Here is a 16,662-nt window from a genome sequence, read left to right on the forward strand (position 1 = left end):
GGGAAGAAGGACATGACGGAAAAGATGGCTGGCCAGCCGGAGCTGGTCTCGGAATTCTACGACGTTTTCACCCATATGTTCCTGCGTTTCTGGGGCGAGAACTTCCACTACGGATACTGGCTTTCCGACGAGGACGACAGTTCCGTGGACGTCGCCACCGACCGGCTCACCGACGTGCTCATCGAGCGCCTGAAGCTGCGGCCCGGCCAGCGGATGCTGGACGTCGGCTGCGGTATCGGCACGCCCGCGCTCCGCCTGGCCGGCACCGTCGAAGCGGACATCACCGGCGTCACGATCAACCCGGGACAGGCGCGGGAGGCCACCGCCCGCGCCGCCGCGGCGGGACTGTCCGGCCGCGTCCGGTTCGAGCACGCCGACGCGATGGCGCTGCCTTATCCGGACGCGTCGTTCGACGTGGCTTGGGCGTTCGAATCGTTGCTGCACATGGACCGTCCCCGCGCGCTGGCGGAAATGCGGCGCGTGCTGCGCCCCGGGGGCCGCCTGGTGATTGCGGACACGTGCCAGCGCGAACCGATCCGGCCGGAGTACCAGGACGTGCTCGACGACGCGAAGGCGAAGTTCGCCATCGCCGAACTGCCCAGCATCGACGACTACCGGGCGCTGATCACTGGCGCGGGCCTGGAGCTGGACGAGATGCTGGACGTCAGTGCTCATACGAGCCGGACGCTGCGGCTGATGGGTGAGGGTGCGAGTGAGCATCGCGGGGCGCTGGAGGAGCAGTTCGGCGACGCGGCGCGGCAGTTGATCGAGGTGCTGCTGCATCCGATTTCCACGCTGCCGGAGTTCGGCTATTTGGTGGCTACGGCGCACAAGACGGCGTAATCCCCGGAGGTAACTTTACGTCCGTGAGGGGAACCCTGGGGGAATCTGATTCCCTCAGGGTTCCCCTCACGGCCTGTCACGGGATTCCTTGCCCGGCAGCATCCGAAGCCCGGGGATGAGCGGCCAGCCAACTGCTGATCGCCGAGGCAGTGCTGCCAGCGTGTTCGTCGATCAGACTCAAGTGCGTACCAGGCACATCAACAGCGTCGTGGCCGGAAACCCATCGGGCCCGCCAGTCGTCGCCGGTGCGACCGCCCATCCGTTCCGTGGCGCGCAGCAACAGCGTTGGCACGCCAGGGATCTCCGCAGGCACCCAATCGTCGAACAACTGCAGGTGGTGTGCCATCGCGGTCAGTTCGGCGGCGCGCGGCGGTTGTGCCGCGGTCCAGTCGGCGTACGCGTCGCCGAGCAGATCGACCTGGATCTCGGCCAGGCCGGTGCTGCCGGGCAGGTGGCTGTCCAGCAGCACGAGCGACTCCGGTGCCGCGCTGAGTTCCTTGAGCCGGGCGGCGGCCGCGTGGGCGATCCAGCCGCCGGAGGAGTAGCCGACGAGGACGTACGGTCCGGTCACGCTGCCGCGCACGGCTTCGGCGACTGTGGCCACCAGGTCGGTCCGGGTCGGGGGAAGGGACTCGTGGTCGGCGTAGCCGGTCAGCGGCAGCACGGCCACGTTGTGCGTGGTGCGCAGTGCGCGGGCGATTCGCGAGTATTGGTAGACATTGCTGGGCGCGACCACGGACGGGATGCAGACCAGCGTCGGTCCCGCGAGCCCCTGCGAGAAGCTGACCGGTTCGCGCGGCTGGCCGGTGCCCACGCGCAGCCGGGCGGCGACGGCCAGCAGGTCCAGCCCGTCCTGTACTCGGCCCTGTGCGCAGGCCTGGGCGAACAAGGCCGGGAGCGGTTCGGCCGCCGGCGGGGCGGTGGGGGACAGGTCGAGAGCGGCGAAGCGGTCGGCGAGATGGGTGGCGACGGCGTACGGCGTCGGATGGTCGATCGTCAGCGTTCGGGAAAGGTCCAGACCAGTGGTGGCACCCAGTCGTTCGGTCATCCAGGCCGAGGTCAGCGAGTCGAAACCCTGTTCGGCGAAGCCCCGCTGGGCGTCTACGTCCTCGGGTGCGTCGTAGCCCATCAGCTGCGCCACCTGGTTGCGCACCTCGGCGAGCAGGATCTCCGCCCACTCCTCGCGCGGGTGATCGGCCAGCCTGTCCCGTGTGGAGGGTGTTTCCTCGACTGGGGCGACGTCCGGCGGCGTGCCCGTCCCGGCGACAACGCCTTGGTCGGCCAGCAAGCTCGCGCCTGGGGGCAGGTGGTCGACCAGCCAGTAGCGGCGGCGCTGGAAGGCGTACGTGGGCAGGTCGAGCTGCGCCGCGCCGGTGCCCGCGTACACCGCGCGCCAGTCGACCGGCACACCGCGGACGAAAAGGGCGGCCATCGCGTCCATCAGCGCGGCGGGCTCGGCCCGGCCTTGACGCAGCGTCGGCACGAAGACCCGCTTCGGCACGTCTGGACCGGCCGGCGGAAGGCAGTCCGGGCCGAGGGCGGCGAGGACCCCGCCCGGGCCAAGCTCCAGGAAGGTGGTGACACCGGCCTCGCTCAACCGCGCGACACCGTCGGAGAAACGCACCTCCGCACGGGCCTGGGCGACCCAGTAGTCCGCCGACCGCATCCGCTCGCCCCGGTCCGCCTCGCCGGGTGCGAGCGGCACGATGGGGATGCGCGGCGCGGCGTACGAGATGCCCTCGATCGCCGAACGGAACTCGGCCAGGATCGGGTCGATCAGCGGGGAGTGGAAGGCATGGCTGACTCGCAGTTCGCGGGTGTGGAAACCCTTGTCGGTCAACGCTTCCGTCAGGGTGGCTAGCGTCTTCTCGTTGCCGGAGAGCACGACTGAAGCGGGGCCGTTCACTGCGGCGACGGACACGTCGTCGGCCAGGTCCAGCATCGGCCGGATGTCCTCTTCGGACGCGCGTACCGCGATCATCGCGCCGCCGGGCGGCATGCTCTGCATGAGCCGGGCCCGGGCGGCGACCAGCGCGCAAGCGTCCGGCAGAGACAGTATCCCGGCCACGTGCGCGGCAGTGATCTCGCCGATCGAATGCCCAGCAACGAAATCCGGGCGCACGCCCCACGATTCGACGAGCCGGAAAAGCGCGGTCTCGACGGCGAAGAGCGCGGGCTGGGCGAAGCCGGTGCGGTCCAGGAGACCAGACTCGTCGGAGGCGAAGATCAGGTCGCGCAGCGAGCGGCCGATCGGGCCGTCGAGATGCGCGCACACCGCGTCGAACGCTTCGGCGAAGACGGGGTGTTCGACGTATAGCTCGCGGCCCATGCCCAGTTTTTGCGCGCCCTGGCCGGTGAACAGGAAGGCCAGCCGTCCGCGCACCGTCGCGCCCGTCGTGACAGCGGCGTCTGGAGTGCCCGTGGCGAGGGCGTTGAGCCCGCTGAGCAGGCCGTCGCGGTCGGTGGCCACGACGACGCTGCGGTTCTCCAGTGCGGCGCGCGTCGTGGCCAGCGAATATCCGACGTCGACGGGGTCGGCCTCGTCGGTCAGGAAGGCGGCCAGCCGCGCGGCCTGGGCTCGCATGGCGGCTGGGGTGCGGCCGGAGACCAGCCAGGGAATGGCCGCGAGTGCGACACCGTCAACTTTCCGTTCAGTGTCCACTTCGGACACTGCTTCCAGAATGGCGTGCGCGTTGGTGCCGCCGATGCCGAAGGCGGAAACCGCCGCGCGTCGGGGGCGGCCGTCGGTGTCCGGCCACGCTCGCGGCTCCTGCAGGAGTTCGATGTCGCCCGCCGTCCAATCGACCTCAGTGGACGGTGGGTCGGCGTGCAAGGTAGGGGCCAGCTTGCCGTGCCGGAGCGACATCACCGTCTTGATCAGCCCGCCCACTCCGGCGGCGGACTGGCTGTGGCCGAGGTTGGACTTGAGCGACCCCAGATACAGCGGACGGCCGGGCTCCCGGTCCCGTCCATAGGTGGCAAGCAGCGCCTGAGCCTCGATCGGGTCGCCCAGCGTCGTGCCGGTGCCGTGGGCCTCGACGGCGTCGACATCGGCGGACGTGAGCCCGGCGGCGGCCAGCGCGCGCCGGATCACTCGTTGCTGGGACGGGCCGCTCGGCGCGGTGAGCCCGTTCGACGCCCCGTCTTGGTTGATCGCCGAGCCGCGCAGCACCGCCAGGACCGGGTGCCGGTGGCGGCGGGCGTCGGAAAGCCGTTCGACCGCCACGATGCCGACGCCCTCGGCCCAGGACGTGCCGTCCGCGGTGTCGCCGAACGACTTGCAGCGGCCGTCCGGAGCGAGCCCGCGCTGGGTGCTGAACTCGACGAACGGGCCCGGCGTGACGAGCACGGACACCCCGCCGACCAAGGCGAGCGAGCAGTCTCCGGCGCGCAGCGCGCTCGCCGCGAGATGCAGGGCGGTGAGCGACGACGAACAACCGGTGTCGACGGTGACTGCCGGTCCCTCCAGCCCCAGGAGGTAGGAAAGCCGGCCGGAGATGATGGCCCCGGCCAGGCCGCTGAGCAGGAGGCCCTCGAACCCGGCGGGGTAGCGCGCGAGCAGGGCGGCGTAGTCGGTCACGCTCGGGCCGATGAACACTCCGGTTTCGCTGCCGTGCAGCGAATGCGGATCGATCCGGGCCCGTTCGATGGCCTGCCACGCCGTTTCCAGCAGCAGCCGCTGTTGCGGGTCCATCGCGATCGCCTCGCGGGGCGAGATGCCCCAGAACTGCGCGTCGAAGTCCGCGACGTCGGCCAGGAACCCGCCTTGCTGGGTGTAGCTGGTGCCGGGGTGTTCGGGGTCGGGATGGTAGAGCGAGGCGAGGTCCCAGCCCCGGTCTTCCGGGAACGGGGTGATCGCGTCCCGCCCGGTGACCGCCAGCTCCCACAGGTCTTCCGGCGAGCGCACGCCGCCCGGGTAGCGGCAGGCCATGCCGATGATCGCGATCGGTTCGCCTGCCCGCCGCTCGAGTTCCTCCGTCCGTTTGCGGGCCTTGACGAGGTCTGCCGTGACCAGATTCAGGTAGCGCCGGAGTTTGGGCTCGTTGTCCATGTGCTCACCCGTCCTGGCGGCCGAGTTGGGTGTTGATGAAGCTGAACAGTTCGTCGTCGGAGGCCGCGGTCAGCGTCGCCACGTCGCCCTCGCCGTTCGCTTCCGGCGTCGGGCCCGTGAGCCGGCTGAGCAGTTCTCGCGCCCGGCTGACGAGCACGTCGCGCACTTCCCGGTCTTGGGACGGTATCGAGGAAAGCGACGCCTCCAGCCGGTCGAACTCGGCGAGTGCCGCGTCCGTCGGCGACGGCACGCTGGCAGCCACCTCGGAGCGCAGGAACGAGGCGAGGCTCGCCGGATTCGGGTAGTCGAAGACGAGCGTCACCGGCAGCCGCAACCCGGTCGCCGCGTTGAGCCGGTTGCGCAGCTGGACGGCGATCAGCGAGTCGAAGCCGATCTCCTTGAACGCCCGCTTGCGATCGACCTGCTCCCCGGAGTCGTAGCCGAGCACGGCCGCGACGTGCGAGCAGACCAGGTCGAGCACTGCCGGTTCCCGGTCCTCCTCGGGCAGCGCGGCCAGCTTCTCGATCAGCGCGCCGCCGCGCGCGGCCGAGTCGGCGGGCTCCGCCGTCGGCAGCGCGCGCACGTCCGGCAGGTCGGCCAGCAGCGGGCTGGGCCGCAGCGAGGTGAAGCGGGAATGGAACCGGGGCCATTCGACCCTCGCCACGACCGGGCAAGGCTCGTCCCCGGCGACGATCCGGTCCAGGGTCGCCAGCCCGGAATCCACTGGCAGCAAAGGCAAACCGCCGCGGCGCAGCGAGTCGGCCATCTCCTGGTCGTGGGCCAGCATGCCAGCCTCCCACGGGCCCCATGCCACCGAAACGGTGTGGCCGCCGCGATCGTGCCGCTCCCGGGCCAGTGCGTCGAGGTAGGAGTTGGCTGCCGCATAAGCGGATTGGTTGCCGACGCCCCAGGTCGCGGAGATGGAGCCGAACAGCAGCACCGTCTGGATGCGGTCGTGGTCGAGGAGTTCGTCGAGGTGCGCCGCGCCGAGCACCTTGGCCGCCAGGATGTCGCCGAACTCGGCCGGTGTCATCTCGGCGATCGGCCCGCCGTCGAGGCTGGCGGCAGCGTGCACGAGCGCGGTCAGCGGGCGCTCCTCGGGAACGGAGGCCAGCAGTTCGGCTACGGCGGCCCGGTCCGTGACGTCGCAGGCCTTCACCGAGACCGAGACGCCCTTGGCGGTGAGTTCTTCGACCAAACGCTGCGCACCGGGCGCGTCGGCACCGCTGCGGCTGGCGAGCATCAGGTGCTCGGCACCGCGGTCGGCGAGCCAGCGGGCCGTCTCTGCGCCGAGGCCGCTCGTGCCGCCGGTCACGAGCACAGTTCCGCTTGGCTGCCAACGTGTCGGCTTTTGCTCGGGTGCTGCCGCCCGGACCAGGCGACGGGCTAGGACAGCTTGTGAGCGTACGGCGACTTCGTTCTCGTCACCGCCCGCGAGCACTCCGGCCAGTTCGGCGATCGCGTCGTCGTCCACTGTCTCCGGAAGGTCGATCAGGCCGCCCCAGAGCCGGGGGTGTTCGAGACCGGCGACCCGCCCGAAGCCCCAGACCAGCGCCTGGGCGGGGGAGCCGATGCGGTCCTCGGGACCGGCCGCCACCGCGCCCCGGGTAGCCGCCCAGAGCGGGGCGTCGAGTCCGGCGTCGAGCAGGGCTTGGGTGAGCACCAACGTGCCCGCGAGCCCTTGCGGCAGCGCCGCCGAGCCCTCGCACGGGGTCTCGTCCTCGGCCAGCAGCGAGAGCACTCCGGCTGGATTCAGCTCGCGCAGCCGCTCGGCCAGCGCCGTCCGGTCGAGGTCCCCGCACGGCACGGTCCAGGTCACGAGGTCGGGTGCGTGAGCAGCGAGGCGGCGCACGGTTTCCGCGGCCCAGCCGTCGGTCTGCCCTTCGGCCACCACCGCCAGCCAGGTGCCGCTGAGCGGCGAGCGCGGGCCGCCGGGCAGCGTGCGCCACTCGACGCGGTAGTGCTCGTCGTCGGTATCCACGGTGATCCGCAGCTGGTCACGGCTGACCGGCCGCGCGACGATGGAGTCGAACGAAGCGACGGGCTGGCCCGCGTCGTCGGCGAGCAGCATCGTGGACGCGTCCGGGCCCTTGCGCCGGAAAGCGACCCGCAGCGAGCTGGTTCCCCGGGTGTGCACCGTGATGCCGCTCCAGGAGAACGGCATCACTGCTTCGCTCTCGCTGTCGATCAGCCCGGCGACCGGCACCTGCAGTGCGGCGTCCAGCAGCGCCGGGTGCAAGCCGAACTGTCCCGCCTCGCCGCGGACGACGCTCGGCAGCGCGACCTCGCCGTACATGTCGTCGCCGTCCCGCCACAGCGCGCGGATCCCGGCGAAGGCAGGCCCGTAGGCGTATCCGCGCTCGGCGAGCCGGGGATAGAGGTCGGTCACGTCGACCGGCTGCGCACCGGTCGGCGGCCAGGCCGTCAGATCGCCCGCCGCCGGGCCGGTCCCGGCCGGGGCGAGCGTGCCTTCCGCGTGCAGGATCCACTTGCCGTCGGCTCCGGTGCGCCGCGAGTGCACCGTGACCGAACGCCGTCCAGTGGAGTCGGCGGCACCGACCGCGACCTGCACGGCCACGCCCGACTTCTCGGAAAGCACCAGCGGAGCTTGGAAAGCCAGCTCTTCCAAACGACCGCAGTCGACGTGCCGCCCGGCGTGGGTGAGCAGTTCGACGAACGCGGCCCCCGGCAGCAGGAGGGTGCCGAGCACGACGTGGTCGGCCAGCCACGGCTGGGTCGCCAACGACCACCTGCCGGTGAAAAGCACCCGGTCGTCGTCGGCGTGTTCCACGGCGGCACCCAGCAGCGGGTGATCGGCGGACGCCAGCCCGAGGTCGGCGGCACTGGCGGCCGTCACGCCGGCGGGCTCGACCCACAAGCGGCGGTGCTGGAACGCGTAGGTGGGCAGGTCGATTCGCCCGCCGGCGGGGAATGCCGTTGCCCAGCGCACCGGTGCGCCGTGCACGAAAGCCGCGGACAGCGAGCGGGTGAACTCGGCGTCGCCGCCGTCCCGCCGCAACGACCACAAGGTGGTGACTTCGGCGTCTCGGGCCTGGGCAACCGCTTCGACGGCATCGGCGAGCGCCGGGTGCGCGCTCAGCTCCACGAAGCAGCTGTGCTCGTCGTCGAGGAGGGCCTCGACGGCTGCGCTGAACTGCACCGTCTCTCGGAGATTGCGGTACCAGTACTCGGCATTCAGTTCGGTGCCGTCGACCTGGCCGCCGGTAACCGTGGAATAGAACGGCACTTCCGCCTCGGCCGGCGTGACGCTGGCCAGCGCGTCGATGAGTTCGGTGCGGAGTTCCTCCACGCCATGCGAGTGCGACGCGTAATCGACGAGGAGCTTGCGCACCGGGACTTCCTCGGCCGCGAGCGCATCGCACAGGTTCTGCAGCTCGTCGGCGGGGCCGGAGACGACCACCGACCGCGGCCCGTTGATCGCGGCGACGCCGAGCCCTGGGTAGTCGGCGAGCCGTTCCCGGACCTCGGCGACCGGCAGGCCGATCCAGCCCATTCCGCCGCGCTCGGTCAGACCGGCGATCAACCGCGAGCGCAACCCGGCGATGCGGGCACCGTCGGCGAGAGTGAGGACACCGGCGACGACGGCCGCCGCGATCTCGCCTTGAGAGTGGCCGACCACTGCGGCGGGCTCGACCCCGAGCGACCGCCACAGCCGCGCCAGCGACACCATCACCGCGAACAGTGCGGGCTGCACCGCGTCCACCCGGTCCAGGCTGGGCGCGTCCGGAGCGCCGGTGAGGACGTCCAACAGGGTGGCGCCGTTCCAGTCGACGTGCGGCGCAAGCGCGGCGTCGCACTCGGCCATCGCGGCGGCGAACAGCGGGCTGGTGTTCCAGAGGTCGACGGCCATGCCGCGCCACTGCCCACCCTGACCCGCGAAGACGAAGACCGGCCGGTTCGCCGTGCCGCCGTTGCCCAGCACGACATCCGCGTTCGTGTCCGCGGTGCCGTCGGCGATCGCCGCGAGCCCAGCGGTGAGCGTGCCCAGGTCCTCGGCGAGCACCACGGCGCGATGCTCCATGGCGGTCCGGCCGCTGAGCGAACGGCCGAGCGCGTCGAGGTCCGCCTCCGGGCGCTCGGCGAGGTAGGCGCTGAGCCGGGCTGCCTGACCGCGCAGTGCCGCCGCGCCGCGTGCCGAGACGGCGAACGGCTTGATCGAGGGCGCGAGCAGCCGCTCGGACTCGGGCCGCGGTTCCAGCTCCGGTGCCTGCTCCAGCACCACGTGCACGTTGGTGCCGCTGATCCCGAACGCGGAGACCGCGCCGAGTCGGGGCCGGTCGCGCTCCGGCCACTGCCGGGCCGCGGTCAGCAGCTTCACCGCGCCGTCCGACCAGTCCACGTGCGGGGTGGGCTCGTCGGCGTTCAACGTCCGGGGCAGCAGGCCGTGCCGCAGCGCCTGGACCGTCTTGATCACCCCGGCGACGCCGGCCGCCGCCTGCGCGTGGCCCAGATTCGACTTCAAGGAGCCAAGCCACAGCGGGTTTTCCTCGGTGTGCTCCCGCCCGTATGTCGCCAGCAGCGCCTGCACCTCGATCGGGTCGCCGAGCTTCGTGCCGGTGCCGTGCCCCTCCACGAGGTCCACGTCCGAGGCGGAGACGCCCGCATTGGCCAGCGCTTCCCGGATCACGCGCTGTTGCGAGCGGCCGTTGGGCGCGGTCAGCCCGTTGGAAGCGCCGTCCTGGTTCACGGCGGAACCCTTGACCACGGCGAGGACCTGGTGGCCGTTGCGGCGAGCGTCCGACAGCCGTTCCAGCACGAGCAGCCCGACGCCCTCGGCCCAGCCGGTGCCGTCCGCGTCCGCGCCGAACGCGCGGCAGCGGCCATCGGGGGAGAGGCCGCCCTGCAGCGAGAACTCCTGGAACACCACCGGGGTGGACATCACGGCCACTCCACCGGCCAGCGCGAGGTTGCACTCGCCGGTCCGTAGTGCCTGGGCCGCCATGTGCACTGTGGTCAGCGAGGACGAGCAGGCGGTGTCGACAGTCACCGCGGATCCTTCGAGGCCGAACTCGTAGGCGATGCGGCCCGATGCCACGCTCGGTGCGGTCCCGGTGAGCAGGTGACCGTCCAGGCCGTGCGATTCCCGGGCGAGCAAGTTGCTGTAGTCGTGGGCGCTGAGGCCGACGTACACGCCGGTTTTCGTGCCGCGCAACGCCGACGGGTCGATCCCGGCCCGCTCGAACGCCTCCCACGCCGACTCGAGCAAGAGCCGCTGCTGCGGGTCCATCGCGGTGGCCTCGCGGGGCGAGATGCCGAAGAACTCGGGATCGAATTCCGTTGCCCCGGAAAGGAAACCGGCGGCCCGGGCGTTGGTCGTGCCCGAACGGCCGGGCTCGGGATCGAAGAGTTCGGCGAGGTTCCAGCCGCGGTCGGCCGGGAACTCGGCGGCGGCGTCGCGGCCCCCCTCGACCATGGCCCACAACGCCTCCGGCGAGTCGGCCCCGCCGCCGTAGCGGCAGGCCATGCCGACGATGGCGATCGCGTCGCCGCTGGTGTCTGCGGTCGCGGTCGCCGCTGGTGCGGCGGGGCTGGTGCTGACCAGCTCGCCGAGCACGTACTCGGCCAGCGAAGCGGGATCCGGATAGTCGAAGACCACCGTCGCCGGCAGCCGCAGGCCGGTGAACGCGGCGATCCGGTTCCGCAGCTCCACCGAGGCCAGCGAGTCGAAGCCGATGTCCTTGAAAGTCCGGTCCGGCGAGAGATTCGCCGCCGACGCGTGTCCGAGCACAGCCGCGGTTTCGGCGGCGACCGCGTCCAGCACGATCCGGTGCCGGGCGGCTGGCGGCCGGGCGAGCAGGCGGCGCGTCCACGAGCTGGCGTCGCCGCCGCTCGCGACCGCGGCCCGGCGCACCCGCCCGGAGACCTGGTTGCGCAGCAGCGGCGGCACGTCGCCGCGGAAGGCGGCCAGGTCGAGCCGGACCGGCAGCACCACCGGGGCGCCGACGGTGAGGGCGGCGTCGAAGAGGTCCAGACCTTCCTCGTCGGAGAGCGCCTTGATGCCGGCGCGGGACATCCGTTCCCAGTCGGTGTCCTGCAGCGAGGTCGTCATGCGGCTGGCGGCGGCCCAGAGACCCCAGTCGAGCGAGACGGCGGGCAGCCCCAGCGCGCGGCGGTGCCGGGCGAGAGCGTCCAGGAATGCGTTGGCAGCGGCGTAATTGGCCTGTCCCGGCGCGCCGAAGGCCCCGACGGCGGAGGAGAACAGCACGAACGCGGAGAGGTCGAGGTCCTTGGTCAGCTCGTGCAGGAGCCAGCCCGCGTCCACCTTGGGCCGCAGCACAGTCTCGACCTGTTCAGTGGTCAGCGAGCCGACGACGCCGTCGTCGCTGACGCCCGCGACGTGCACGACTGCTGTCAGCGGGTGTTCGGCGGGGATCGCGTCCAGCATCTCCTGCAGCGATGCGCGGTCGGACACGTCGCAGGCGACCGTCGTCACCGAGGAGCCAAGCTCGGTCAGCTCGGCGGCGAACTCGGTGGCACCAGGGGCATCCGGACCGCGCCGGCTCGCCAGCACCAGGTTGCGTACGCCGTGCTCGGCGACGAGGTGCCGGGCGATCAGGCCGCCGAGCGCACCGGAAGCTCCGGTGAGGAGCACAGTCCCTTGTGGATCCAGGGGAGTCGGGATGGTGAGCGCGATCTTGCCGATCTGCCGGGCCTGGCTGAGGAACCGGAACGCGTCCGGTGCGCGGCGGACGTCCCAAGTGGACGTCGGCGGCAGGGTCAGCGCGCCGCGGCCGAACAGGTCGAGCACCTCGGCCAGCATCTCCCGCACCCGTTCCGGCGGCACCGCAAGCAGATCGAAGGCCTGATAGCGGACCCCGGGGAACGCGTCGGCTGCCCAGCCGGCGTCGCGGATGTCGGTCTTGCCCATCTCGGCGAACCGGCCGCCACGCGGCAGCAGCCGCAGCGAAGCGTCCACGAGTTCGTTGGTGAGCGAGTTGAGGACCACGTCGACGCCGCGACCGTCCGTGGCAGCCAGCAGATCGGACTCGAACTGCGTGGTGCGGGAGTTCGAGATGCGTTCGCGGGGAATGCCGAGTTCGCGGACGGCGGCCCATTTGGCGGGGCTGGCGGTGGCGTAGATCTCGGCGCCGAGATGGGCGGCCAGCTGCACGGCCGCGATGCCGACGCCGCCGGCCGCCGCGTGGATGAGCACGGACTCGCCGGACTTCAGGCCGGCCACGTCGACGAGCCCGAAGTACGCGGTCAGGTAGGTGATCGGGACGGTCGCCGCCTGCAGGTACGACCATCCGTCCGGGATCGGCGCCACCATCCGGTGATCGGCCACGGCCAACGGCCCGAACGGCCCGAAGAACAGGCCCATGACGCGGTCGCCGGGCTTGAGGCCGGTGACGCCCGGACCGACCTCGGTCACCACGCCCGCCCCTTCGCCGCCAAGCACTTCCTGGTCGCGGACCAGCCCGAGGGTGGACATCACGTCGCGGAAGTTCATGCCAGCCGCCCGGACGGCCACCCGGATCTCGCCCTCGGCCAACGGCGCGACCGCCTCGGGCGACTCGATGAAGGCGAGCCCGTCGAAAGTGCCGGGCTCGGGAGCCGAGAGACGCCAGGCAGCCGACTCCGCTGGCACGGTGAGCGTCGTCGAAGCGGAGACTTTTGCCAGGCGTGGCACCAAAATCGTGCCCGCTCGTACCGCAACCTCGTCCTCCCCGGCGTCGAGCGCCGCCACCACGGCGGAGTTCGGCTCGCCGGGCGCGAGGTCGACCTGCACGAGCCGGCCCGGGTTCTCCGCACGCGCCGAGCGGAACAGGCCGTGCAGGGCCGCGCCGGTCAGGTCGCCGACGTGTTCGCCGTCGTACGTGGCCAACGCGCCGCGGGTGACCAGGACCAGCCGCGAGGCGGCCAGCCGTTCGTCGGCCAGCCAGTCGCGCACGAGGTCGAGCATCTGGTTGACGCCCGTGTGCACGTCCGCGGCGGTGTCGCGGCCGTCGTCGGGAACGGGAGCGGCCAGCACCACGGAGGGCGTCTCGTCTCCGGCGTCGAGGGCCGCTCGCAGCTCGGAGAAGCCGTCGTACGCCGTGCCGATCGCGGGCGCTGCGCCGCCCAGGTTCGCCCAGCTGGTGGGGGAGGAGGCGGCGGCCTCGCCCGCGGAGATCCACTCGATCTCGTAGAGGGAGTCGCGGGACTGCGGGGCGCTCGCCGCGATCTGCTTCGCGTTGGCAGACCGCAAAGTCAGCGAGTCGACGGACAGGACCGTGCGGCCAGTTCCGTCGGCGGCCAGCAGCGAGACGGTGTCGGCCCCAACCGGAGTCAGCCGTACGCGGAGCGCGGAAGCACCGACGGCGGACAGGCGGACGCCCGCCCACGAGAACGGGATGACGCCCTCGGCGGTGCCGGTAACCGCGATCGCGTGCAGAGCGGCGTCCAGCAGCGCGGGGTGCATGCCGTACGCGCTGGCATCGCTGACGTGCTCGGGCAGCGCTACCTCGGCGAAGACCTCTCCGTCCCGCACCCAGGCGGTTTTCAGGCCGCGGAACACCGGCCCGTAGCCGTATCCAGCCGCGGCGAAGGTCTCGTAAAGGTCGCTGATGTCGACTTCCTCGACTCCGGCGGGCGGCCACTCGGCGAGCTCCGGGTCGTCGTGGCTCGCTCCGGCGGTCGCGGAGACAAAGCCGCTGGCGTGCCGGGTCCAGGGGGCGTCGAGGTCGGGGGAGTCCGGGTCCTGCCGCTGCGACCAGACGGCGATCGACCGCCGTCCAGTGGCTTCCTCCGGCTCGCCGACCACGATCTGCAGCGCCGCACCGCCTCGCTCCAGCAGCAGCGGGGCTTCGACGGTCAGGTCCTCGACCAGCTCGCAGCCGACCTGGTCCGCCGCGCGCAGCGCGAACTCGACGAACGCGGTGCCGGGCAACAGGACTCGGTCGAACAGGGCGTGATCGGCAAGCCAGGGCTGCGCGGAAAGCGACAGCCGGCCGGTGCACAGGAAGCCGCCGTCGTTGGCGAGCGAGACGCCGGCGCCCAGCAGCGGGGCGTCCACCGAGCGCAGGCCGACCGAGCTGAGGTCGTGTCCTCCGACGTGGCTGGTCTCAAGCCAGAAGCGCTCGTGCTCGAACGCATAGGTGGGCAAGTCGACGCGCTGCGCGCCGGTACCGGCGAAGAAAGCCGCCCAGTCCACCTCGACGCCAGCGGTGTGCAGGGTGGCCATCGCCGTCGCGAGGCATTCCACCTCGTCGCGCTTGCTGCGCAGGGCCGGCGTGGCCACCACCGGGTCGTCGCCGTAGCACTCGCGGACATGGCTGGTCATCGACGCGGCGGGCGAGAGTTCGAGGAACCGGGTGACGCCGCGCTCGCGCAGCCGGGCCACGGCGCCGACGAGATCCACGGTGTCGCGCATCTGCCGGACCCAGAACTCGGGCGTGCACAGCTCTTCGGCGGGCACCGCCATCGGGACGGCCGGGGCCGAATAGGTCAAAGTCTCCACCACAGCCCGGAATTCGGCCTGGATCGGCTCCATCGTGGCCGAGTGGCCCGCGACGCCGACCCGCAGTGTGCGGCACGCGTAACGGAGTTCGGTCAGCCGCGCCACCGCCTCCTCGACCGGACCCTCCGGCCCGGAGATGGTGACCGCGCTCGGGCTGCTGATCCCGGCCAGCGAAACGCCTTCGATGCCGGCGATGATCGGCTCCACCACGTCGGCGCCGGCCGCGACGGTGGCCATCGCGCCGGGGGGAGAGGTCTGGATCAGCCGGGCCCGGGCGGTGACCATGGTGGCCGCGTCCGCAAGCGACAGCACGCCCGCGATGTGCGCCGCCGCGATGTCCCCGCAGGACTGGCCGAGCAGGTAGTCGGGCCGCAGCCCCCACGACTCGACCAGGCGGTAGAGCGCCACCTCGATCGCGAACAGCGCGGGGTGCGCGTACTCGGGCCGGTCCAGCGTCGGACCGCCCTTGGCGATGATCTCCGGCAGCTCGGGGTCGAGGTGCTGCAGGACCTCCGCGTAAGCCGTGGCGAAGACCGGGAACGCGGCCGTGAGCTGGGCGCCCATGCCGATGCGCTGCGGGCCCTGCCCGGGGAACATCACCGCGGTGAGCCCGCGGCATTCGGTGCCGGTGACCGCCGTCGCGCCGCTGCCGCCGTCGGCCACGAGGTCGAGCTGGGCGAGCAGCTCCTCCTTGGTGCCCGCGACCACGGCGGCGCGATGCTCGAACTTCGCGCGGTGCAGCGCAAGGGACTTCGCGACGTCGGGCAGGGCGACGTCCTCGTCGGCGAGCCAGTCGCGAAGCCGCGCCGCCTGACCGGCCAAGGCGCGCGGAGTACGGGCGGAGAGCAGGAACGGCAAGGCATTCGGATGCGCGCGCACCGGTTCGGGCTCCGTTGCCGCCAGCTCGGGCGCCTGTTCGAGGATGACGTGCGCATTGGTGCCGCTCATGCCGAACGACGAAACCCCGGCCCGGCGCGGCCATTCGTTCTCCGGCCACGGGCGAGCCTCGGTCAGCACCTTGACCCCGCCTGCCGACCAGTCCACCTCGTGCGTCGGCTCGTCCACGTGCAGCGTCTTGGGGAGAACCCCGTTGCGGATGGCCATCACGGTCTTGATCACGCCCGCCACGCCCGCCGCCGCCTGGGTGTGCCCCACGTTCGACTTGAGCGAGCCCAGCCACAGCGGCTCGCCGTCCTTTTTCTTGCGGCCGTAGGTGGCGAGCAGGGCCTGCGCCTCGATCGGGTCGCCCAGCCGGGTGCCGGTGCCGTGCCCCTCGACCAGGTCGACCTGCCCCATCGGCACCTGGGCGTCGGCCAGCGCCGCCTGGATGACCCGTTGCTGGGCGGGGCCGTTGGGCGCGGTGAGGCCGTTGGAGGCGCCGTCCTGGTTGATCGCCGAACCCCGGATGACGGCGAGCACCGGGTGGCCGTTGGCCTGCGCGTCGGAGAGCCGTTCGAGCAGGATCAGGCTGACCCCCTCCGACCAGCCGGTGCCGTCCGCGGTGTCCGAGTACGCCTTGCAACGGCCGTTGGGCGCGATCCCGCGCTGGCGGCTGAAATCGACCATGACGAGCGGCGAGCACATCGACGCGACGCCGCCGGCCAGGGCCATCGTGGACTCGCCGCGGCGCAACGCCCGGACGGCATAGTCCAGCGCCACCAGCGAAGAAGAGCAGGCGGTGTCGACAGTGACAGCGGGGCCCTCGAAGCCGAACGTGTACGCGACGCGGCCGGAGAGCACACTGGGTGCGTTGCCCAGCAACAGATAGCCGTCGACCTCGCGCGGTGCGGTGACGGTCAACGGCACGTAGTCATGGGTGTTCGAGCCGATGAACACGCCGGTGGTGGTGCCGCGCAACGTCTCCGGGTCGATGCCGGCCCGTTCGAACGACTCCCAGGCGGCCTCGAGGACGATCCGCTGCTGCGGGTCCATGGCAAGAGCCTCGCGCGGGGAGATGCCGAAAAACCCGGCGTCGAAGTCCGCCAGGCCGGACATGAAGCCGCCCTCGCGGGTGTAGGTCTTGCCGGGTTTGCCGGGCTCCGGGTCGTAGATGCTGTCCATGTCCCAGCCCCGGTCGTCCGGCGAGTCGCCGATCGCGTCGGTGCCGCTGGCGACCAGGTCCCAGAGGTCGTCGGGCGACCAGACGTCGCCGGGCAGCCGGCAGGCCATCGAGACGATGGCGATCGGCTCGGCGTCGCGGTCCTCGATCTCGCTGATCTTCTTGCGCGCCTGGTAGAGGTCGCTGGTGACCAGCTTGAGATACTGGCGAAGCTTGTCCTCGTTCTCCACAGGAGAAACCCCATCTGTC

Annotated in this window: 3 protein-coding genes; 1 reads left to right on the forward strand and 2 read right to left on the reverse strand. The window is 71.7% G+C overall.

All coding sequences use genetic code 11. The annotated features are described in order from the left end of the window. Positions 1–12 precede the first annotated feature (12 nt). A complete protein-coding gene (locus tag ACFSVL_RS10295; protein WP_378302822.1) occupies positions 13–843 on the forward strand; it encodes an SAM-dependent methyltransferase in 831 nt (276 codons plus the stop codon). Positions 844–919: 76 nt separating this feature from the next. Here ACFSVL_RS10295 and ACFSVL_RS10300 read toward each other — a convergent pair whose 3' ends face one another. Continuing rightward, complete coding sequence (locus ACFSVL_RS10300) at positions 920–4,894, reverse strand: type I polyketide synthase (RefSeq protein WP_378302824.1); 3,975 nt, start codon at positions 4,892–4,894, stop codon at positions 920–922. 4 nt (positions 4,895–4,898) lie between these two features. Continuing rightward, the gene (locus ACFSVL_RS10305) at positions 4,899–16,643 is read right to left on the reverse strand and encodes an SDR family NAD(P)-dependent oxidoreductase (RefSeq protein ID WP_378302826.1); all 11,745 of its coding nucleotides are present in this window, start codon (positions 16,641–16,643) and stop codon (positions 4,899–4,901) included. Between the last annotated feature and the right edge of the window lie 19 nt (positions 16,644–16,662).

Origin of the sequence: Amycolatopsis silviterrae (assembly GCF_042684085.1) — a bacterium.
Lineage (GTDB): Bacteria > Actinomycetota > Actinomycetes > Mycobacteriales > Pseudonocardiaceae > Amycolatopsis > Amycolatopsis silviterrae.